The sequence below is a fragment of the Sphingomonas aliaeris genome (genome assembly GCF_016743815.1).
Lineage (GTDB): Bacteria > Pseudomonadota > Alphaproteobacteria > Sphingomonadales > Sphingomonadaceae > Sphingomonas > Sphingomonas aliaeris.
The window spans coordinates 98,510-113,662 of record NZ_CP061036.1 but is presented as its reverse complement, the minus strand read 5'-3'; the positions used below and the strand labels follow the sequence as shown (position 1 = coordinate 113,662).

The 15,153-nt window shown below is 65.4% G+C and carries 15 protein-coding genes and 1 pseudogene; 12 read left to right on the top strand and 4 right to left on the bottom strand.

The features are described from left to right. The first annotated feature begins 20 nt into the window (after positions 1 to 20). From H5J25_RS19275 to H5J25_RS19250, 6 genes are all read left to right on the top strand, one after another. Positions 21 to 1,997, top strand: a complete 1,977-nt coding sequence (locus H5J25_RS19275) for a copper resistance system multicopper oxidase (protein WP_202096514.1) — start codon at positions 21 to 23, stop codon at positions 1,995 to 1,997. After that, complete coding sequence (locus H5J25_RS21825; protein WP_202096513.1) at positions 1,994 to 2,257, top strand: hypothetical protein; 264 nt, start codon at positions 1,994 to 1,996, stop codon at positions 2,255 to 2,257. The genes H5J25_RS19275 and H5J25_RS21825 overlap by 4 nt, the downstream gene beginning before the upstream one ends. Beyond that, the gene (locus tag H5J25_RS19265) at positions 2,254 to 3,207 is read left to right on the top strand and encodes a copper resistance protein B (RefSeq protein ID WP_202096512.1); all 954 of its coding nucleotides are present in this window, start codon (positions 2,254 to 2,256) and stop codon (positions 3,205 to 3,207) included. Before H5J25_RS21825 ends, H5J25_RS19265 begins: the two co-directional genes overlap by 4 nt. Positions 3,208 to 3,984: 777 nt before the next feature. Then, positions 3,985 to 4,542, top strand: coding sequence for a DUF305 domain-containing protein (locus H5J25_RS19260; RefSeq protein ID WP_202096653.1), 558 nt, complete (start codon positions 3,985 to 3,987; stop codon positions 4,540 to 4,542). 81 nt (positions 4,543 to 4,623) lie between these two features. Then, a complete protein-coding gene (locus tag H5J25_RS19255) occupies positions 4,624 to 4,998 on the top strand; it encodes a DUF305 domain-containing protein (protein WP_202096511.1) in 375 nt (124 codons plus the stop codon). A 58-nt stretch (positions 4,999 to 5,056) separates the two neighbouring features. Beyond that, a complete protein-coding gene (locus H5J25_RS19250) occupies positions 5,057 to 5,497 on the top strand; it encodes a DUF411 domain-containing protein (RefSeq protein ID WP_225883554.1) in 441 nt (146 codons plus the stop codon). Between the two features lie 35 nt (positions 5,498 to 5,532). On the opposite strand, the gene H5J25_RS19245 is transcribed toward H5J25_RS19250, so the two are convergent. Both H5J25_RS19245 and H5J25_RS19240 read right to left on the bottom strand, forming a co-directional pair. Further along, entirely contained in the window at positions 5,533 to 5,736 is a 204-nt protein-coding gene (locus tag H5J25_RS19245) for a hypothetical protein (protein WP_202096510.1), read from the bottom strand. Between the two features lie 419 nt (positions 5,737 to 6,155). Continuing rightward, positions 6,156 to 6,923: a MauE/DoxX family redox-associated membrane protein gene (locus H5J25_RS19240; protein WP_202096509.1), complete on the bottom strand. Its 768-nt coding sequence runs from the start codon at positions 6,921 to 6,923 to the stop codon at positions 6,156 to 6,158. 62 nt (positions 6,924 to 6,985) lie between these two features. On the opposite strand from H5J25_RS19240, the gene H5J25_RS19235 reads away from it, so the two are divergent. Then, entirely contained in the window at positions 6,986 to 7,393 is a 408-nt protein-coding gene (locus tag H5J25_RS19235; RefSeq protein WP_404829626.1) for a MerR family DNA-binding protein, read from the top strand. A 27-nt stretch (positions 7,394 to 7,420) separates the two neighbouring features. On the opposite strand, the gene H5J25_RS19230 is transcribed toward H5J25_RS19235, so the two are convergent. Continuing rightward, positions 7,421 to 7,690, bottom strand: a complete 270-nt coding sequence (locus tag H5J25_RS19230; RefSeq protein WP_202096508.1) for a metal-sensing transcriptional repressor — start codon at positions 7,688 to 7,690, stop codon at positions 7,421 to 7,423. 87 nt (positions 7,691 to 7,777) lie between these two features. Between H5J25_RS19230 and dmeF the strand changes: the two genes are divergently transcribed. Beyond that, positions 7,778 to 8,701 (top strand): CDF family Co(II)/Ni(II) efflux transporter DmeF, encoded by a 924-nt coding sequence (dmeF, locus tag H5J25_RS19225; protein ID WP_202096507.1) that lies wholly within the window; start codon positions 7,778 to 7,780, stop codon positions 8,699 to 8,701. Further along, the gene (locus H5J25_RS19220) at positions 8,701 to 9,051 is read left to right on the top strand and encodes a DUF3147 family protein (protein WP_202096506.1); all 351 of its coding nucleotides are present in this window, start codon (positions 8,701 to 8,703) and stop codon (positions 9,049 to 9,051) included. Before dmeF ends, H5J25_RS19220 begins: the two co-directional genes overlap by 1 nt. A gap of 24 nt (positions 9,052 to 9,075) precedes the next feature. On the opposite strand, the gene H5J25_RS19215 is transcribed toward H5J25_RS19220, so the two are convergent. Further along, positions 9,076 to 9,258, bottom strand: a complete 183-nt coding sequence (locus H5J25_RS19215) for a hypothetical protein (protein WP_202096505.1) — start codon at positions 9,256 to 9,258, stop codon at positions 9,076 to 9,078. Positions 9,259 to 9,465: 207 nt separating this feature from the next. Here H5J25_RS19215 and H5J25_RS19210 point away from each other — a divergent pair, with 207 nt between their 5' ends. The 3 genes and pseudogenes from H5J25_RS19210 (at position 9,466) to H5J25_RS19200 (ending at position 15,105) form a co-directional block, all read left to right on the top strand. Next, positions 9,466 to 10,725, top strand: coding sequence for a TolC family protein (locus H5J25_RS19210; RefSeq protein ID WP_202096504.1), 1,260 nt, complete (start codon positions 9,466 to 9,468; stop codon positions 10,723 to 10,725). Further along, a pseudogene (locus tag H5J25_RS19205) lies at positions 10,722 to 11,881 on the top strand (efflux RND transporter periplasmic adaptor subunit). Before H5J25_RS19210 ends, H5J25_RS19205 begins: the two are co-directional and overlap by 4 nt. Next, on the top strand, positions 11,878 to 15,105 hold the full coding sequence (locus H5J25_RS19200; RefSeq protein WP_202096641.1) for an efflux RND transporter permease subunit: 3,228 nt from the start codon (positions 11,878 to 11,880) through the stop codon (positions 15,103 to 15,105). Before H5J25_RS19205 ends, H5J25_RS19200 begins: the two are co-directional and overlap by 4 nt. The last annotated feature ends 48 nt before the right edge of the window (positions 15,106 to 15,153 follow it).

The window sequence follows — 15,153 nt, the reverse complement described above, 5'->3', positions numbered from 1 at the left end:
CCCACCTTCTAGGAGCTTTCATGTCGCGCGTTCTCGACCGCCGCCAAGTGCTGCGCGGTGCCACCCTAGCCGGAAGCGGCCTTGCTCTGTCGGCCTATATGCCGGCGTGGGCGCAGCCGGTGTCCGCGGGCATCGCCAAGCCGTTGCCGACAGTTTCGGGCGACGACATTACGCTAAAGATCGCTCACCAGATGATGATGATCGACGGGCGGCAGAGCCACGCGATCGGCATCAACGGCACCGTGCCCGCTCCGCTCATCCGCTTGCGCGAGGGGCAGAACGTGCGCCTCCACGTCGTTAACGAATTGGATGAGGAAACCTCTATTCATTGGCACGGGCTGCTGGTGCCCTTTCAGATGGACGGCGTGCCCGGCATTGCCTTTCCAGGCATCCCGGCACGATCGACCTTCACCTACGAGTTCCCGATCATCCAGAGCGGCACCTACTGGTATCACAGCCACTCGGGGCTTCAGGAGCAGGAGGGGCACTACGGGCCGATTCTGATCGACCCCAAGGACCCCGACCCGGTGCAGTTCGATCGCGAGCACGTCATCGTGCTGTCCGATCACAGCTTCCAGCATCCGCACTACCTGTTCGACCGCCTCAAGAAGGAGTCGGGCTACTTCAACCGCCAGCGCCAGACCCTAAGCGGGCTGCTGGCGGGCAAGGATCAGCCGCTCAAAGAGCGGCTGATGTGGGGCAAGATGCGGATGGACCCCGCCGACGTCGCCGACGTGACCGCCTCGACCTACACCTATCTGGTCAACGGCCATGGTCCCAAGGACAATTGGACCGCGCTGTTCCGGCCGGGCGAGCGGGTGCGGCTTCGCTTCATCAACGCATCGTCCATGACGACCTTCAACGTCCGCATCCCCGGCCTGCCGATGACGATCGTCGCGGCCGATGGCTTGAACGTCCGCCCCGTTCAGATCGACGAGTTCCAGTTCGGTCCGGCCGAGACCTATGACGCGATCGTCACGCCGCCCGACATGCGCGCCTACACGCTGGTGGGCGAGAGCGTCGATCGCTCCGGCATGGCGCGCGCGACGCTCGCACCCCGCGAGGGCATGGCTGCCGAAGTCCCGCCGCTTCGCAAGCGGCCGCTCGCGACCATGAAGGACATGGGCATGGGCGGCCATGACATGAGCACGATGGATCACGGCTCCATGCAGGGCATGGGAAGCGCTGCGACGGGCGCACAGGCTGGATCGATGGCGGGCATGGACCATAGCGGTATGGACCATGGCGCAGGTGGCGGTTCGATGCAGGGCATGGACCATTCCCAGATGAACCATGGTGCCGCCGGCGCCGCTGCCGGCGCCATGGCCGGGATGACCGCGCCGCAGGGTCAGAGTGGCGCAATGGTCGGGATGGATCACGGGTCGGGTGCGATGCCGGGCATGGCAGATGGGCAGTCGATGGCCGGCATGGACATGGGCAGCATGAACATGCGCGATTTTTCGAAGGCCCCGGGCGTAAAGAAGGGTCCGGGTGTCCAGACCATTTCGGCCATGCCAGTCGATCGCACCGGCGAGCCAGGTCAGGGACTGGAGAATGTCGGGCACCGCGTGCTGACCTATCGCGATCTTGTTGCCCTAGACCGCAATCCCGACACGCGGGCACCCGAGCGCGAGATCAAGCTCCACCTCACCGGCAATATGGAACGGTACATGTGGGGCTTCGATGGCGAGAAGCTGTCGGAGAGCCCCGATCCGATCACCCTGCTGCACGGTGAGCGGGTGCGCGTCACCCTCATCAACGATACGATGATGGGGCACCCCATTCACATCCACGGTCACTTCTTCGACCTAGTGACAGGAAAAGGCGCATACGCGCCCCGGAAGCACACCGTGCTCGTCCAGCCAGGCGGCACGGTGAGCTGGGACGTGACCGGCGAGGAAGGCGATTGGGCGTTCCACTGCCACATGCTCTACCACATGCACGCAGGGATGATGCGCGTCGTCCAGGTCCGCAAGCCCGGGGAGGCAGCAGCGTGAGCCGGTCGCTCCTTCTCGCCGGCCTCGCCTCGGCAGTCGTCGCCAGCCCCGTGTTCGGGCAGAGCATGGATCATTCCATGCACAACATGCCGGGGATGACCATGCCGGCGAAACCCGCAGCCAAAGCGGCCCCCAAGCCGGCGCGCAAAGCAGCGGCGAAGCCCGCGGCCAAGCGGAAGGCGCCCGTTCGCAGCGCGGCCCTCGTCGTGCGTCGACCGCGCCGGCTCAGGCGGCCGATCCGCACGCCGGTCACGACATGAGCGGGATGCAGGGCATGAACATGGGCGGGCAGCAGGCCGCGCCCGCCCAGGACCCGCACGCCGGCCACGACATGTCCGCTATGCCCGATATGGGCTCCCCGGCAGCAGCGGGGCAGGATCCGCATGCCGGGCATGACATGAGCGCGATGCCCGGTATGGCGATGGAGGGTAGCCAGGCAGGCGCCAAGGTCGGGACCGACCTTCTTCCCGGCAACAAGCCCGCTCCCGCGCCGTCCGGCGATCATCTCGCCGATCGCTTCTGGGGGGCGGATGCCATGGCCAGCTCGCGCGAGAACGATCTGCGGCGCGAGCATGGCGGGATGACCTACTACCAGGTGCTCTTCAATCTCGCGGAGTATCAGGCCCGCAAGGGAAGCGATGGCTACCGCTGGGATGGCGAGGCTTGGATCGGAGGCGACATCAACCGACTGTGGTTGAAGTCGGAGGGTGAAGGCAGCTTCGGCAAGTCGCTGGAAAGCGCCGAGGTGCAGGCGCTCTACAGCCACGCCCTCGATCCCTATTGGAACCTTCAGGCCGGCGTCCGCTACGACTTCAAGCCAAACCCGTCGCGCACCTATGCGACGATCGGGATCGAGGGCTTGGCCCCCTATCAGTTCGAGATCGAGGGCGCGCTGTTCCTCTCCGACAAGGGGGACGTGCTCGCCCGCGCCGAGGGCTATTACGACCAGCGCATCACCAACTACTTCGTTCTCCAGCCCAGGGTGGAGGCCAACTTCGCGGCCCAGGACGTGCGGGAGACCGGGATCGGCTCCGGGCTGACGGATTTGGAGGCCGGTTTGCGGCTTCGCTACGAGGGCCGCCGTGAGTTCGCGCCCTATATCGGCGTATCGTGGGAACGGCAGTTCGGCGACACCGCGCGCTTCTCGCGGGCACGGGGCGACGATACGGGCGGCTTCAGTTTCGTCGCCGGCGTGAGGACCTGGTTCTGAGCCCGCGGCTCCGCCTCCACCTTGGCGCGAGCAAGATTCACCGCTGGCTTGCTCTCCTGATCGGCGCGCAGGCGATCGTCTGGTTCACCAGCGGGCTTGTGATGAGCCTGCTCCCGATCGACACGGTTCATGGCGATCACCGGATCGAACGGAACGCCGAGCCGGCGCTGTCGAGCACCCAAGGCTTCGCACCGTTACCTGCCTTGCTTGCGTCGGCAGGAGCGCCGGTCCGCCAGCTTCAGCACCGCATGCTGCTCGGGCGGCCGATCGTTGAGGCACAGCTTGTGGATGGTCGCATCCGTCTGCTGGACGCTCGTACGGCTGCGCCGATCCCACCATTGGATGCCACGGTGGCCGGGACGATCGCTCAGAAAGCGTATCGAGGGAGTGGTGTACCCGCGCCCACCATCGAACGGGTCGAACGAGCCAGCACCGAGTATCGCGGGGCGTTGCCGGCCTGGCGGGCCACGTTCGCCGACGATGACGCCACCCGCATCTATGTAGCAGCCGACACGGGACGTCTCACGTCGGTCAGGACAGGAACGTGGCGGCTGTACGACTTCTTCTGGGGCCTTCACATCATGGATTGGACCGAGCACGAGCGGTTCAACACGCCGTGGCTCAACGCCTTTGCCGCAGGCGGTCTCGTCTTCGCGGTGTCGGGCGCGATCCTTCTTTTCATGCGCTGGCCGAGACGGCCGCGCCGCAAAGCCGGGGGCGTAATTCCAGACAGGGAGTCGCATGATGGACGAGCACCAAGACAAGATGAACATGGGAATGGGCTACGGTCGCTTCGCGGCGATGGTGGCGACGTCGACCGTTGTCATGTTCGGGCTGATGTACGTGAACGTCTATGCCCTCGGGCATATCGAGTTCAGCCAGACGCGGTTCTGGATGGCGTTTGTGATGGGCGCCACCATGGCGATCATCATGCTCCTTTTCATGTGGTCGATGTACAAGAACAAGCGGACGAATGCCGCGATCATCGGCGGTAGCATCGTGGTGTTCGCGCTCGCGCTGTGGCTCGTCCGCAGCCAGGAGACGGTGGACGACGTGAGCTGGATGAAAGCCATGATCCCGCACCACTCGATCGCGATCCTGACGAGCGAGCGCGCAAACATCAAAGACCCCGAGGTGCGCAAGCTGGCGGACGGGATCATCGATGCTCAGGTCCGCGAAATCACGCAGATGAAGCGAGCCATTGCCAGGCTCGAGGCAAACCCCACGCCTGCGAATGCGCCCGACCTGCCCTCCTATCGTGACAAGCAGGTTCCCCCTCCCCCGCCCGAGACCGACGAGAGCGTCGGGGTGAATACGCTTCAGCCGGTACGCTGAATTCGATCACGGGCGTGAGGGATACGGTCCGCGCGCCCGTATCTCTCCTGTGGGCGGGGGCGTTTACCCAGGAGAGACACGATGAAGAAGATGACTGTTCTGGCCCTTGCGGCCGCGCTCGGCGCCGCCCCGGCCGTCGCCCAGATGCAGGGCATGGATCATTCGGGCATGAACCACGGTCAGATGATGAAGCCGACGCCGGCGAACCCCTATCCGCCGTCTGAAATGCAGATGCATGAAAAGATGATGTCGGCCATGGGCGCCGATGCGACCGAGACCTGGGTCCGCAAAATGGTCGAGCATCATCGCGGCGGTATTGCCATGTCGCAGATAGTGTTGCGCGAAACCAAGGACGCAAAGGTCCGCCAGATGGCGACCAAGACGATCGCCGAGCAGAACAAGGAAGTCGGCGAGCTGAACGCCTGGCTGCGGGCGCACGGCAAGTCTGCACAGTGATCGGCCACCGCTCTACCGCAGGGCTGGCCTGCGGTGGAGCGGCAATTTAGGAATAGACATGACCCGCATCCGCCTTCTCGCCGCTGTTGTAGCGTTTGCCATGCCGGTCGCAGCCGTGGCTGCCGGGCCGGTGCTGATGCACCGTGATCCGGGCTGCCCATGTTGCGAGAAGTGGGCGCAGCAGGTGAAGGCTCAGTTCGGTCGCGCGGTCCGCGTCGTCGACGACGCGAACCGGCCCGCATTCATGAAGGCCCGGGGCGTACCCGCGGACTTGGCCTCGTGCCACACGGCCATCATCGACGACATGACTTTCGAGGGTCATGTGCCGATCGCCGACATGAAGCGGGCTCTGGCAACGCACCCGAAGGGTGTGACGGGTCTTGCGGTTGCCGGGATGCCAATGGGCTCGCCGGGCATGGAAATGCCGGGCATGAAGGCCCAGCCCTACGACGTCGTTGCGTTCGGACCCGGTGGACGCAAGGTGTTCGCCCACCACTGAAAAGAAGGGAGGCGCGAACGCCTCCCTTCCCCAGCTTACTTCTTGGGCATTCCGGACATGTCGTGACCGGCATGATCGCCGGCCTTCTTCATGTCCTTGCAGCAATCGCCCTTGCCGTCCTTGCAGCAATCCGAGCCTTCCTTGCAGCACGGCATGTCGGCGCAGCAGGAGCCGGCAGCGAACGCCGCGGTGGGCAGGGCGAGCGCCAAAGCGGCGCCGATCAGCTTGAACTTGGTCATCGGTATCTCCGTGAATCGTGTGTAGGTCTGTTGGAGGGTCACACGGCTCGCGGAGGCGGAGTGGCGGGCGGTATCGGCCACCCGTCCATGGCGGAGGGCGACGACGGCCAAGGCGCGATCGGGAATGAGGGTAATGGCTCTACCCTCGCCAGAGCCTCCACCGGAACGGCGATGCAGGGCGTCGCGCAGGCCGATGGCGGCGCTTTTCTGTCCGGCGCCGAAGGGTTCTTCTCCTCGCACCCGGCCATTGCCGACGCGATCGGAGCGGCTTGGGCACTGGTTTCGCAGATCGGCCCCAACCGGACGAGCAGCATCATAGCAAGCACGGCCAAGACGGCCGCGCGCAAGATGCTGACAAGAGGGCGAGACCCTGACTTCACCCCGGCTACCGGCAGCCTTTTGGACCTGAAGTCAACGGGTCAGTGCGGCATCGAGAGCGCAGCCGGGGCGATCAGCATCCATAGCGCCATGGCGACCATCATCACGTTCTCGGTCAGCGAAAGAAAGCCGAGGGGTACGTTGCTGTCCCCGCCAACGCAGGCGCACTTGAGTTCGCGCTTGTCGACATAGACCGCCTTGATAACGGATACCGCACCGATCGTCCCGATGACGAGCGCGATCGGCACCGACAGCCAGGTGAGCACACCAGCGGCCATCAGCACGCCCGCGACACCTTCCGCGTAGGGATAGACGTAGGAATAGGGCACCCAGCGCTTGGCGAGCAGATCGTAGTTGAGGAACATGCTCGAGAAGCTCTCGACGTTCTGGAGCTTCAGCATGGCGAGCACGCACATCGAGAAGGCGATGAACCATTCCCCGGCGCGGACCGTGAGCGGGGAGCCGAAGGCAGCGAAGCTGGCCGCGAGCGCCATCAGCGCGGTCATGGCGAACACCGCGACTACGGGCCTGTATGTGACGGCCTTGGGATCGCGCACCGCCTTGCCGAAGAAGCGGCGCAGATCGTCAAAGCCTCCTACGCGCTCACCCCCGATGAAGGTCTGCGGCGTGGTCTTCACGTCATGCTCGGCCTTGAACGCGTCCGTCTCCTCGCGCGTGCGCAGCCAGTGATCCTCGACCTCGTAACCCTGCCGGCGCAGCAGATCCTTGGCCTTCAAACCATAAGGGCAGGTGTGCGTCGGGATCACCATCCGGTAGATCGTCGCTTTCTTGGGCGCCGCGGTCGCCATCTCACTTCTCCGTCCTGTTCGCGGACCTATATAGGATCCGTACTATAGTACGGAGTCAAGGCGTGGTGACACTGACGATTGCGGGCCTCGCGCGCGACGGCGACGTCGGCGTCGAAACCGTGCGCTACTACCAGCGCCGGGGTTTGCTCGATACGCCAGATCGGCCTGAGGGATCAGGGTCCGGGGGCGGTATCCGGCGTTACGGGATCGAAGACGTGCGTCGCCTTCGCTTTATACGATCGGCGCAAGCGGCCGGGTTTACGTTGGATCAGATCGGCGAGCTGCTGGCGCTCGACGCAACGGACGATCGTGCCCGCGCGCGCCAACTCGCCGATGCGCGGATCGCCGCCCTGGATGCGCAGATCAAAAGTCTAAGTCGGGTGCGTGCGTCACTTCACCGGCTCGCAAGTGAATGCGGATCGGGCTCTGAGGGCCCCTGCCCCATCCTGTCGGCGTTTGAGCCTGATTGAATGCCAATAAGGATGGACTCGCACTCCTCACCAGTATTTTGAGATCGCCCGAAACTGCTCGATCGCGTGTTGCGGCCCCTCGCCTTCCTCGGCGTGCACCAGGCAATGATCGATATGATCGTTGATGAGCGCCCGTTTGGCGCTGGCGATGGCGCTTTCCACTGCCTGCAGCTGCTGAGCAATGTCGACGCAGGGCCGCTCCTCCTCGATCATTCCCACAATGCTGCGCAGGTGACCGGCAGCACGGTTCAGACGCTTGATGATAGCCGGGTGACTGGTGTGAGCGTTGTGCGACATACCGCCATGTAGTGCCGCCAGAAGGTCGCTGTCGAGTATCCCCCACGGGGGATAGACTTGATCCCCCGGGGGATAGTTGAATACGCCATGGCTTCCCGTTCCGACCTCGACGCTTACGCCCATGACCACGTGTTTCTTGGCGCGTCACATGATGAAAATGCCCGCCGAACTCGGTGGGTAGTCGCGCTGACGGCCGTGATGATGATCGGCGAGATCATCGCAGGTTATGTGACCGGTTCGATGGCATTGCTTGCCGATGGCTTTCACATGGCAACGCACGCCGGCGCATTGTCGGTCGCCGCCGGCGCCTACGCCTACGCCAAGAGGCACGCACGAAGCCCTGCCTACAGCTTCGGCACCGGGAAGGTCGGTGACCTGGCAGGCTTCGCCTCAGCGATGGTTCTGGGCCTGATCGCCTTCGCGATCGGGGCTGAGTCCGTCATGCGGCTGTTCCAACCGATCAACGTAGCCTTCGGCGAAGCGACCATCATCGCGGTGGTCGGATTACTCGTGAACATCGCCAGCGCCTTCCTGCTCTCCGGCAGCCACCATCACGGACATGACGATCACGGGCACGGCCACGAGCATCATACCCATGCCGGCGACAACAACCTTCGCTCGGCCTACGTTCACGTTCTCGCCGATGCCCTGACGTCGGTCCTTGCTATCGCGGCGTTGCTCGCCGGCCGTTATCTCGGGTGGACATGGATGGACCCGGCAATGGGCATTGTCGGTGCCGTGGTCATCGCCCGTTGGTCGTGGACTTTGATGCGTGACACCGCTGCCGTACTGCTCGACAGGACTGACGATCACGTCGCCGGTGAGGTCCGCGAGCTGGTAGAGGCGTCAGGTGATGCCCGGATCGCGGACTTGCATGTCTGGCGCGTCGGCCCCGAAGCCCATGCCGCGATCGTCAGCGTCGTCGCCGATCAAGGCGTCACCGGCGATACGATCCGTGCCCGGCTCGCGCCGGTTCACGAGCTGGCTCATCTCACCGTTGAGACACGCTGATGTTCTATCTCGCCGCAAAGGCGCTGATCTCGGGCGCTCTCATCGCGCTGGCGTCGGAGACCGCGAAGCGGTTTCCCGGCGTCGGCGCGCTGATCGCATCGCTGCCGCTTGTGTCGGTGCTGGGGATGATCTGGCTGTGGCACGACAAGCCCGACGCCAGACTTATGGCTGCCCATTCCAGCGCCACATTCTGGTACGTCCTGCCGTCCCTGCCGATGTTTCTCCTGATACCCACCTTGCTTCAGAGAGGACTGCCCTTCTGGGCGGCGCTCGGGCTTGGGTGTATGCTGACGATCGCCTTATACGTGGCGATGACCTGGATGGCGCCGAGACTTGGATTGCAACTGTAAATGAGGATCGCGCGGCGGCCCCGATCAGCGTTTCTGGCTGCCGTGCTGGCCCTCGTCGCCATGCTCGGCTTCGCTGCGCTGTCGGGGTGGCACAGCGCGACCATCCACGACGATGATCCTGGCCACGTAACGTCGATCGAGCATGGCCACGAACAGGCGGATCACGACCGGCATGAGGGTCACGATGATCCGGATGGGCCGATCCACCTTGCAGCACATGCAAGCGGCCAAGGACTTGCGTTACCCGCGCAAGCCGGCGCGCCGTTCTCGCCGGTTCCGATCGAGAATGCATGGCTTTCATTCGATTCCCCGCTGCAGCAAGGGATCAATCCATCCGAGCTGCTCCGCCCTCCGCGAGGCTGACCTGGCCGGCGCACGCCGCCGACAAGATCATCTCCGGAAAGGACAATGGCTATGAACGGCAATAATTGCCGACGACGCGCGTTCGCGCTCGCCGGTACGCTCGCGGTGCTATCGCCCGCCAGCGCGGCGTGGTCGCAGACCGCGCCACCTTTCGCGCAGCTCTTGAATCAGACGCGCGACAGCCCCCGGGTGACTGTGCTCGACGCCGAGGTTGCGCGCGCGCGCGGCCTTGCCGAGCAGGCACGCGCGCGCCCCAACCCCTCGATCAACATCTATGCCGAAAACTTTGCCGGCGATCTGACCCGAAACGCCCGCAACCAGGAGCAGACGACATTCCAGATCGACCAGCCCATCGAGCTGGGCGGCAAGCGATCAGCGCGGATCGCTGCCGGCGAAGCCGGCGTCGCCGCTGCCCAGGCGCGCAACCGCGAAGGCCGCCTCGCTTATGCAACAGATCTTGCCCGCGCCTATGCCGGCGCGGAGATCGCCGACCGCCGGATCGCGCTAGCCGAGGACGAAGTGGAGGAAGCAACCGCCGACCTGAAGGTTGCACGGGCGCTCGTCGGTGCAGGCAAGGAGGCACGGCTACGCCAAGTGCAGGCAGAAACCGAGCTGAACACGCTTCAAGCAGAGCTTGAGACCGCCCGCGCGCAGAAGACCGTCGCGCTCGCGCGCTTGTCGGCTCTGGCAGGCGTGGCGACGCCCTTCACCGGCGTCTCGGAATCGCTGCTCGACCGCTTGAATGCGCGCCCTGTCACCGGGCCGCTCGATCCGATGCAAGCGACGACCGTGCGCGTGGCAGAAGCCGAGCGCGAGGCGGCGGCAAGGGCAGTGACAGTGCAGCAGCGCCTCGCCCTACCCAACATCACCGCCCAGCTTGGCGTCCGCCAGCTCCGCGTGGCGAGCGGACCCGCCGTCGTTGCTGGCGTCTCTGTGCCGCTGCCGATCTTCGATCGTAACCGTGGCAACATCGCCGCAGCACGTGCCGATCTGCAAGGGGCAGAGGCGCGGGCCGCAGTGGCTCGGCTCGATGCCGAGACCGGCACGCGTGCCGCGCTTGCGCTTGTCGCAGCAGCCGACAACCGAGCCATTGCGGCCGAACGCTCGATGGCGACCGCCGAGGAGGGCTACCGCCTTGCGCGGATCGCCTACGAGGCCGGTAAGTCGCCGCTGATCGAGCTGCTTGCCGCCCGCCACAATCTCGGGACAGCCCGCGGCGTCATCCTCGATGCGGCAATCGCTCGCCTTGACGCCCGCGCCAACCTCGCCCGCCTGTCGGGTCTCACCATCACCGGAGAAGCGGTCCAATGACCGATAGAAATCGTCTCTATGCCGGGGCTGCCATCGGGCTGGTCGCCGCTGCCGCGCTCGGCTTTGGCGCTGCGCGCCTCACCCAATCACCCGCGCCCCCTTCCGCGCCCGTGCAGGCCGCAGAGCCTGCAAAGCCCGGAAACGCGGTCGCTATGACGCCGCAGGCGGTCGCAACGTCGCAGATCACCGTCGCACCCGCCGCGTCCGGCGAGCTGGATGCCGCGATCCTCGCTTCGGCCACAGTGGACTCCACGCCTGATGCCGAGGCGGTCCTGACTGCCCGGGCGCCCGGCACCGTCACGCGCATCTTTTCGAGGATCGGCGATCCCGTTCGTGCCGGGCAGACGCTCGCCTTGGTCGAGAGCCGCGATGCCTCGCAGATCGCTGCCGATCGCTCGGCCGCATCGGCGCGGGTGACGCTCGCTCAGCGCCAGCTCGCGCGCGAGCGCACGCTGCTTGCGCAGGGCGTCAGCCCTCGCGCCGACTTCGAGACCGCGCAGGCGACCCTTGCTGTCGCACAGGCCGACGCCCGTCGCGCCAGCGCTGCGGCCGGCGCGACGCGGGTATCCGGTGACGGTCGCTCCGTTGCGGTCGTCAGCCCCGTGTCAGGGCGCGTGACAAGCGCCGGTGCTAATCTCGGCCAGTTCGTCGCGGCCGAAACCGAGCTGTTCCGCGTCGCAGATCCCAGGCGACTTCAAATCACCGCGAGCGTCCCCCCGCCGACGCTCCACGCATTCGCACGGGCGACCGGGTTGAGCTGACCACCAGCGACGGCCGGACAATCACGGGCCGCGTTCGCGCCAGCACCGGCGTGGTCGATCCACAGTCGCGGACCGCGACCGTGATCGTGACACCAACCGCAGGGACCAGCACGCTGTCCCCAGGTCAGCTCGTTCAGGCGCGCATCCTCGCCAGTGGTGGCGCGACCAAGGGCGGCGTGATGGTGCCCCAGGACGCGGTACAGACGCTCGGGAGTCAAACCGTCGTGTTCGTTCGCACGCGCACCGGCTTCAAGGCGCAGCCGATCCGGATCGGCAGCCGGTCAGGCGGCATGGTCGCCATTGCCGACGGCCTCGCCGCCGGCACGCCCATCGCCACGATCAACGCCTTCCTGCTCAAGGCCGAGCTTGAGAAGAACGAGGGGGCCGAGGGATGATCGAGCGCATCCTATCGACGTCGGTGCATCTGCGCTGGCTTGTCGCCTTCCTCACCCTCGCCGTCGTCGGCTTCGGCGCGTGGCAGATCACCAAGCTGCCGATCGACGCCGTGCCCGACGTTACCAATCGACAGGTGCAGATCAGCACGTTCGCGCCGACGCTCGGCCCGGTCGACATCGAAAAGCAGGTGACGTTTCCGATCGAGACCGCGCTTGCCGGCATCCCCGGCCTGGAAATGACGCGCTCCTTCTCGCGAAACGGCTTCGCCCAAGTGACGGCGGTGTTCACCGACGCGACCGACGTGTATTTCGCACGCCAGCAGGTCACTGAACGGCTCGCCCAGGCCAAGGACAGCCTGCCCGCGGGCGTACAGCCCAACCTTGCCCCCCTCAGCACCGGCCTTGGCGAGATCTTCTTCTACTCGATCGCCTTCCGCCATCCCGACGGCAAGGGCGTGAAGGCCGTCGACGGGAAACCCGGCTGGCAATCGGACGGTTCCTATCTGACCCCCGAGGGCGAGCGGCTGACCACCGAACTTGCCAAGGCAGCCTATCTGCGCACCGTGCAGGACTGGATCATCCGCCCGCAGATGCGCACCGTGAAGGGCGTAGCCGGCGTCGATTCCAATGGCGGATACGTCAAACAATATCTGATCGAACCGAACCTCAACGCGCTCGCCTCCTACGGCCTCTCCATCACTGAGCTGGCGGACGCAATGGAGCGGGCGAACCTGTCCGCCGGGTCGAACTATGTCCGTCGCGCTGGCGAGAGCTTCCTCGTCCGTGCCGATGCGCGCCTGAAATCGATCGAAGACATACAGGAGGCGGTCGTCGCCACCCGCAACGGCGTCCCCGTGCGCGTGAAGGACGTGGGCCAGGTCGTGATCGGAGGCGCGGTACGCACTGGCTCCGGCAGCCGGATGGGATCGGAGGCGGTCATCTCGACCGTGCTGATGCTCGTTGGAGAGAATAGCCGGATCGTTGCGACGAGTGTCGGCGAGAAGCTGGACCAGATCAACAAGGCCTTGCCGCCGGATGTTTTCGCCGAGCCGGTCTACAACCGCTCCAAGCTCGTCAACGCGACCATTGCGACTGTCGAGAAGAACCTCATCGAAGGCGCGCTCCTCGTTATCGTCGTGCTGTTTCTGCTGCTCGGCAATGTGAGGGCGGCACTCATCACCGCAGCGGTCATCCCGATCACGATGCTCATGACGGCGTCCGGCATGAACGCGCTGGGGGTGTCGGGCAACTTGATGAGTCTCGGCGCACTCGACTTCGGGCTGATCGTCGACGGTGCCGTCATCATCGTCGAGAACGCACTACGGCATCTCGCCGAACGGCAGCAGGAGAAAGGCCGGCTCCTTACCCTCGAGGAGCGCTTGGAGACGACGACGGCCTCTGCCAGGGAAATGATCCGGCCCACCGTGTTCGGCCAGCTCATCATCTTCCTCGTCTTCGTGCCGCTGCTCACCTTCCAGGGTGTCGAAGGCAAGACCTTCGCGCCGATGGCGACCACGCTGATGCTGGCGCTCGCTGCCGCGTTCGTCCTGTCGCTGACCTTCGTGCCGGCCATGATCGCGATCATCATCAAGGGACGTGTGAGCGAGACGGAGGTGCGGCCAATCCGCTGGTTCAAGGAAAGGTACGCGCCGCTGCTGGCCAAGGCGATCCGCCGGCCCATGCCCTTCATTTTGGGTGGCCTCGGCGTGTTCGTTGCCGCGGTGCTGTGCTTCGGGCTGCTCGGCGAGGAGTTCATGCCGCAGCTCGACGAGAAGGACATCACCGTGACCAACTTCCGCGTGCCCTCCGCCTCGATCGATCAATCCACGCAGATGCAGCTCCAGATCGAGAATGCGCTGAAGACGTTGCCAGAGGTGGCGCTGGTGTTCTCCAAGAACGGCAATGCCGACCTCGGCACCGATCCGATGCCACCGAATGCCTCCGACACCTACGTCATCCCCAAACCCGAGAACGAGTGGCCGGCCGACGTTCACAGCAAGGAAGATATCCTGCGCCGCATCGAAGAGCGGATGAAGCCGCTGATCGGCAACCGCACGGAGATCCAGCAGCCGATCCAGATGCGCTTCAACGAGCTGATCGCCGGCGTCCGCTCGGACGTCGCGATCAAGCTCTACGGTGACGACCTGGACCAGATGACGGCGCAGGCGCGGCAGATCGCTTCGGCGGTTCGGGCGATTCCCGGTGCGGCCGACGTGAGCGCCGAACAGACCGATGGCGCGCCGACGTTCGACGTGAAGATCGATCGGCAGGCGGTTGCTCGCTACGGCCTAAGCGTCGAGGAGGTGGCGAACACCGTCTCGGCCGCGCTCGGTGGGCGCGAGGCCGGATTATTGTTCGAGGGCGATCGGCGGTTCTCGGTCGTGGTGCGTCTCCCCGACGCGCAGCGCGACGACGTCGATGCGTTGGGCGCGATCCCGGTCATGCTGCCCGCAGCGGATGGTCAGGTCGCACGCTCGATCCCGCTGCGCGAAGTTGCGCGGTTCAGCTATACTGAGGGGCTGAACCAGATCAGCCGCGAGAACGGCAAGCGCATGGTCATCGTCCAGGTCAACGTGCGCGGCCGGGATCTCGGCGGGTTCGTCAAGGAGGCCGAAGCGAATATCGGGCAGATGCAGCTCCCAGCCGGCATGTACACCGAATGGGGCGGCACCTTCGAGAGCCTGCAATCGGCACGCCTCCGACTGATGATCGTGGTGCCGATCTGCTTCGTCGCGATCTACGCCCTGCTCTACATGGCGCTTGGCGGCTTCATTCCGGCAGCGATCGTGTTCTCGGCGGTGCCGATGGCATTGGCAGGCGGAGTGTTCGCGCTGCTGCTGCGCGGCATACCCTTCTCGATCACCGCGGCTGTCGGCTTTATCGCCTTGTCTGGCGTGGCCGTCCTCAACGGACTCGTGATGATGGGCGCAATCCGTAAGCACCGCGAGGACGGAGAGGACGACGATCAGGCCATCGCCGACGGTGCGATGGAGCGGGTGCGGCCGGTGCTGATGACCGCACTGGTGGCGTCGCTCGGTTTCGTGCCGATGGCGCTTGCTACCGGCACCGGCGCCGAGGTCCAGCGGCCCTTGGCTACTGTCGTCATCGGCGGGCTCATTACCTCGACCGCGCTCACCCTTTTGGTGCTGCCGGCGATCACCGCCTGGGTGTCGCGCTGGTCGGGCAGGCACCGCATCCCGGCTCGCGAGCCCATGCTGGCGTGAGTGAAGGCCACCAGTCGCCCGACCATGCGACTGGTGGCCGCCCCATTC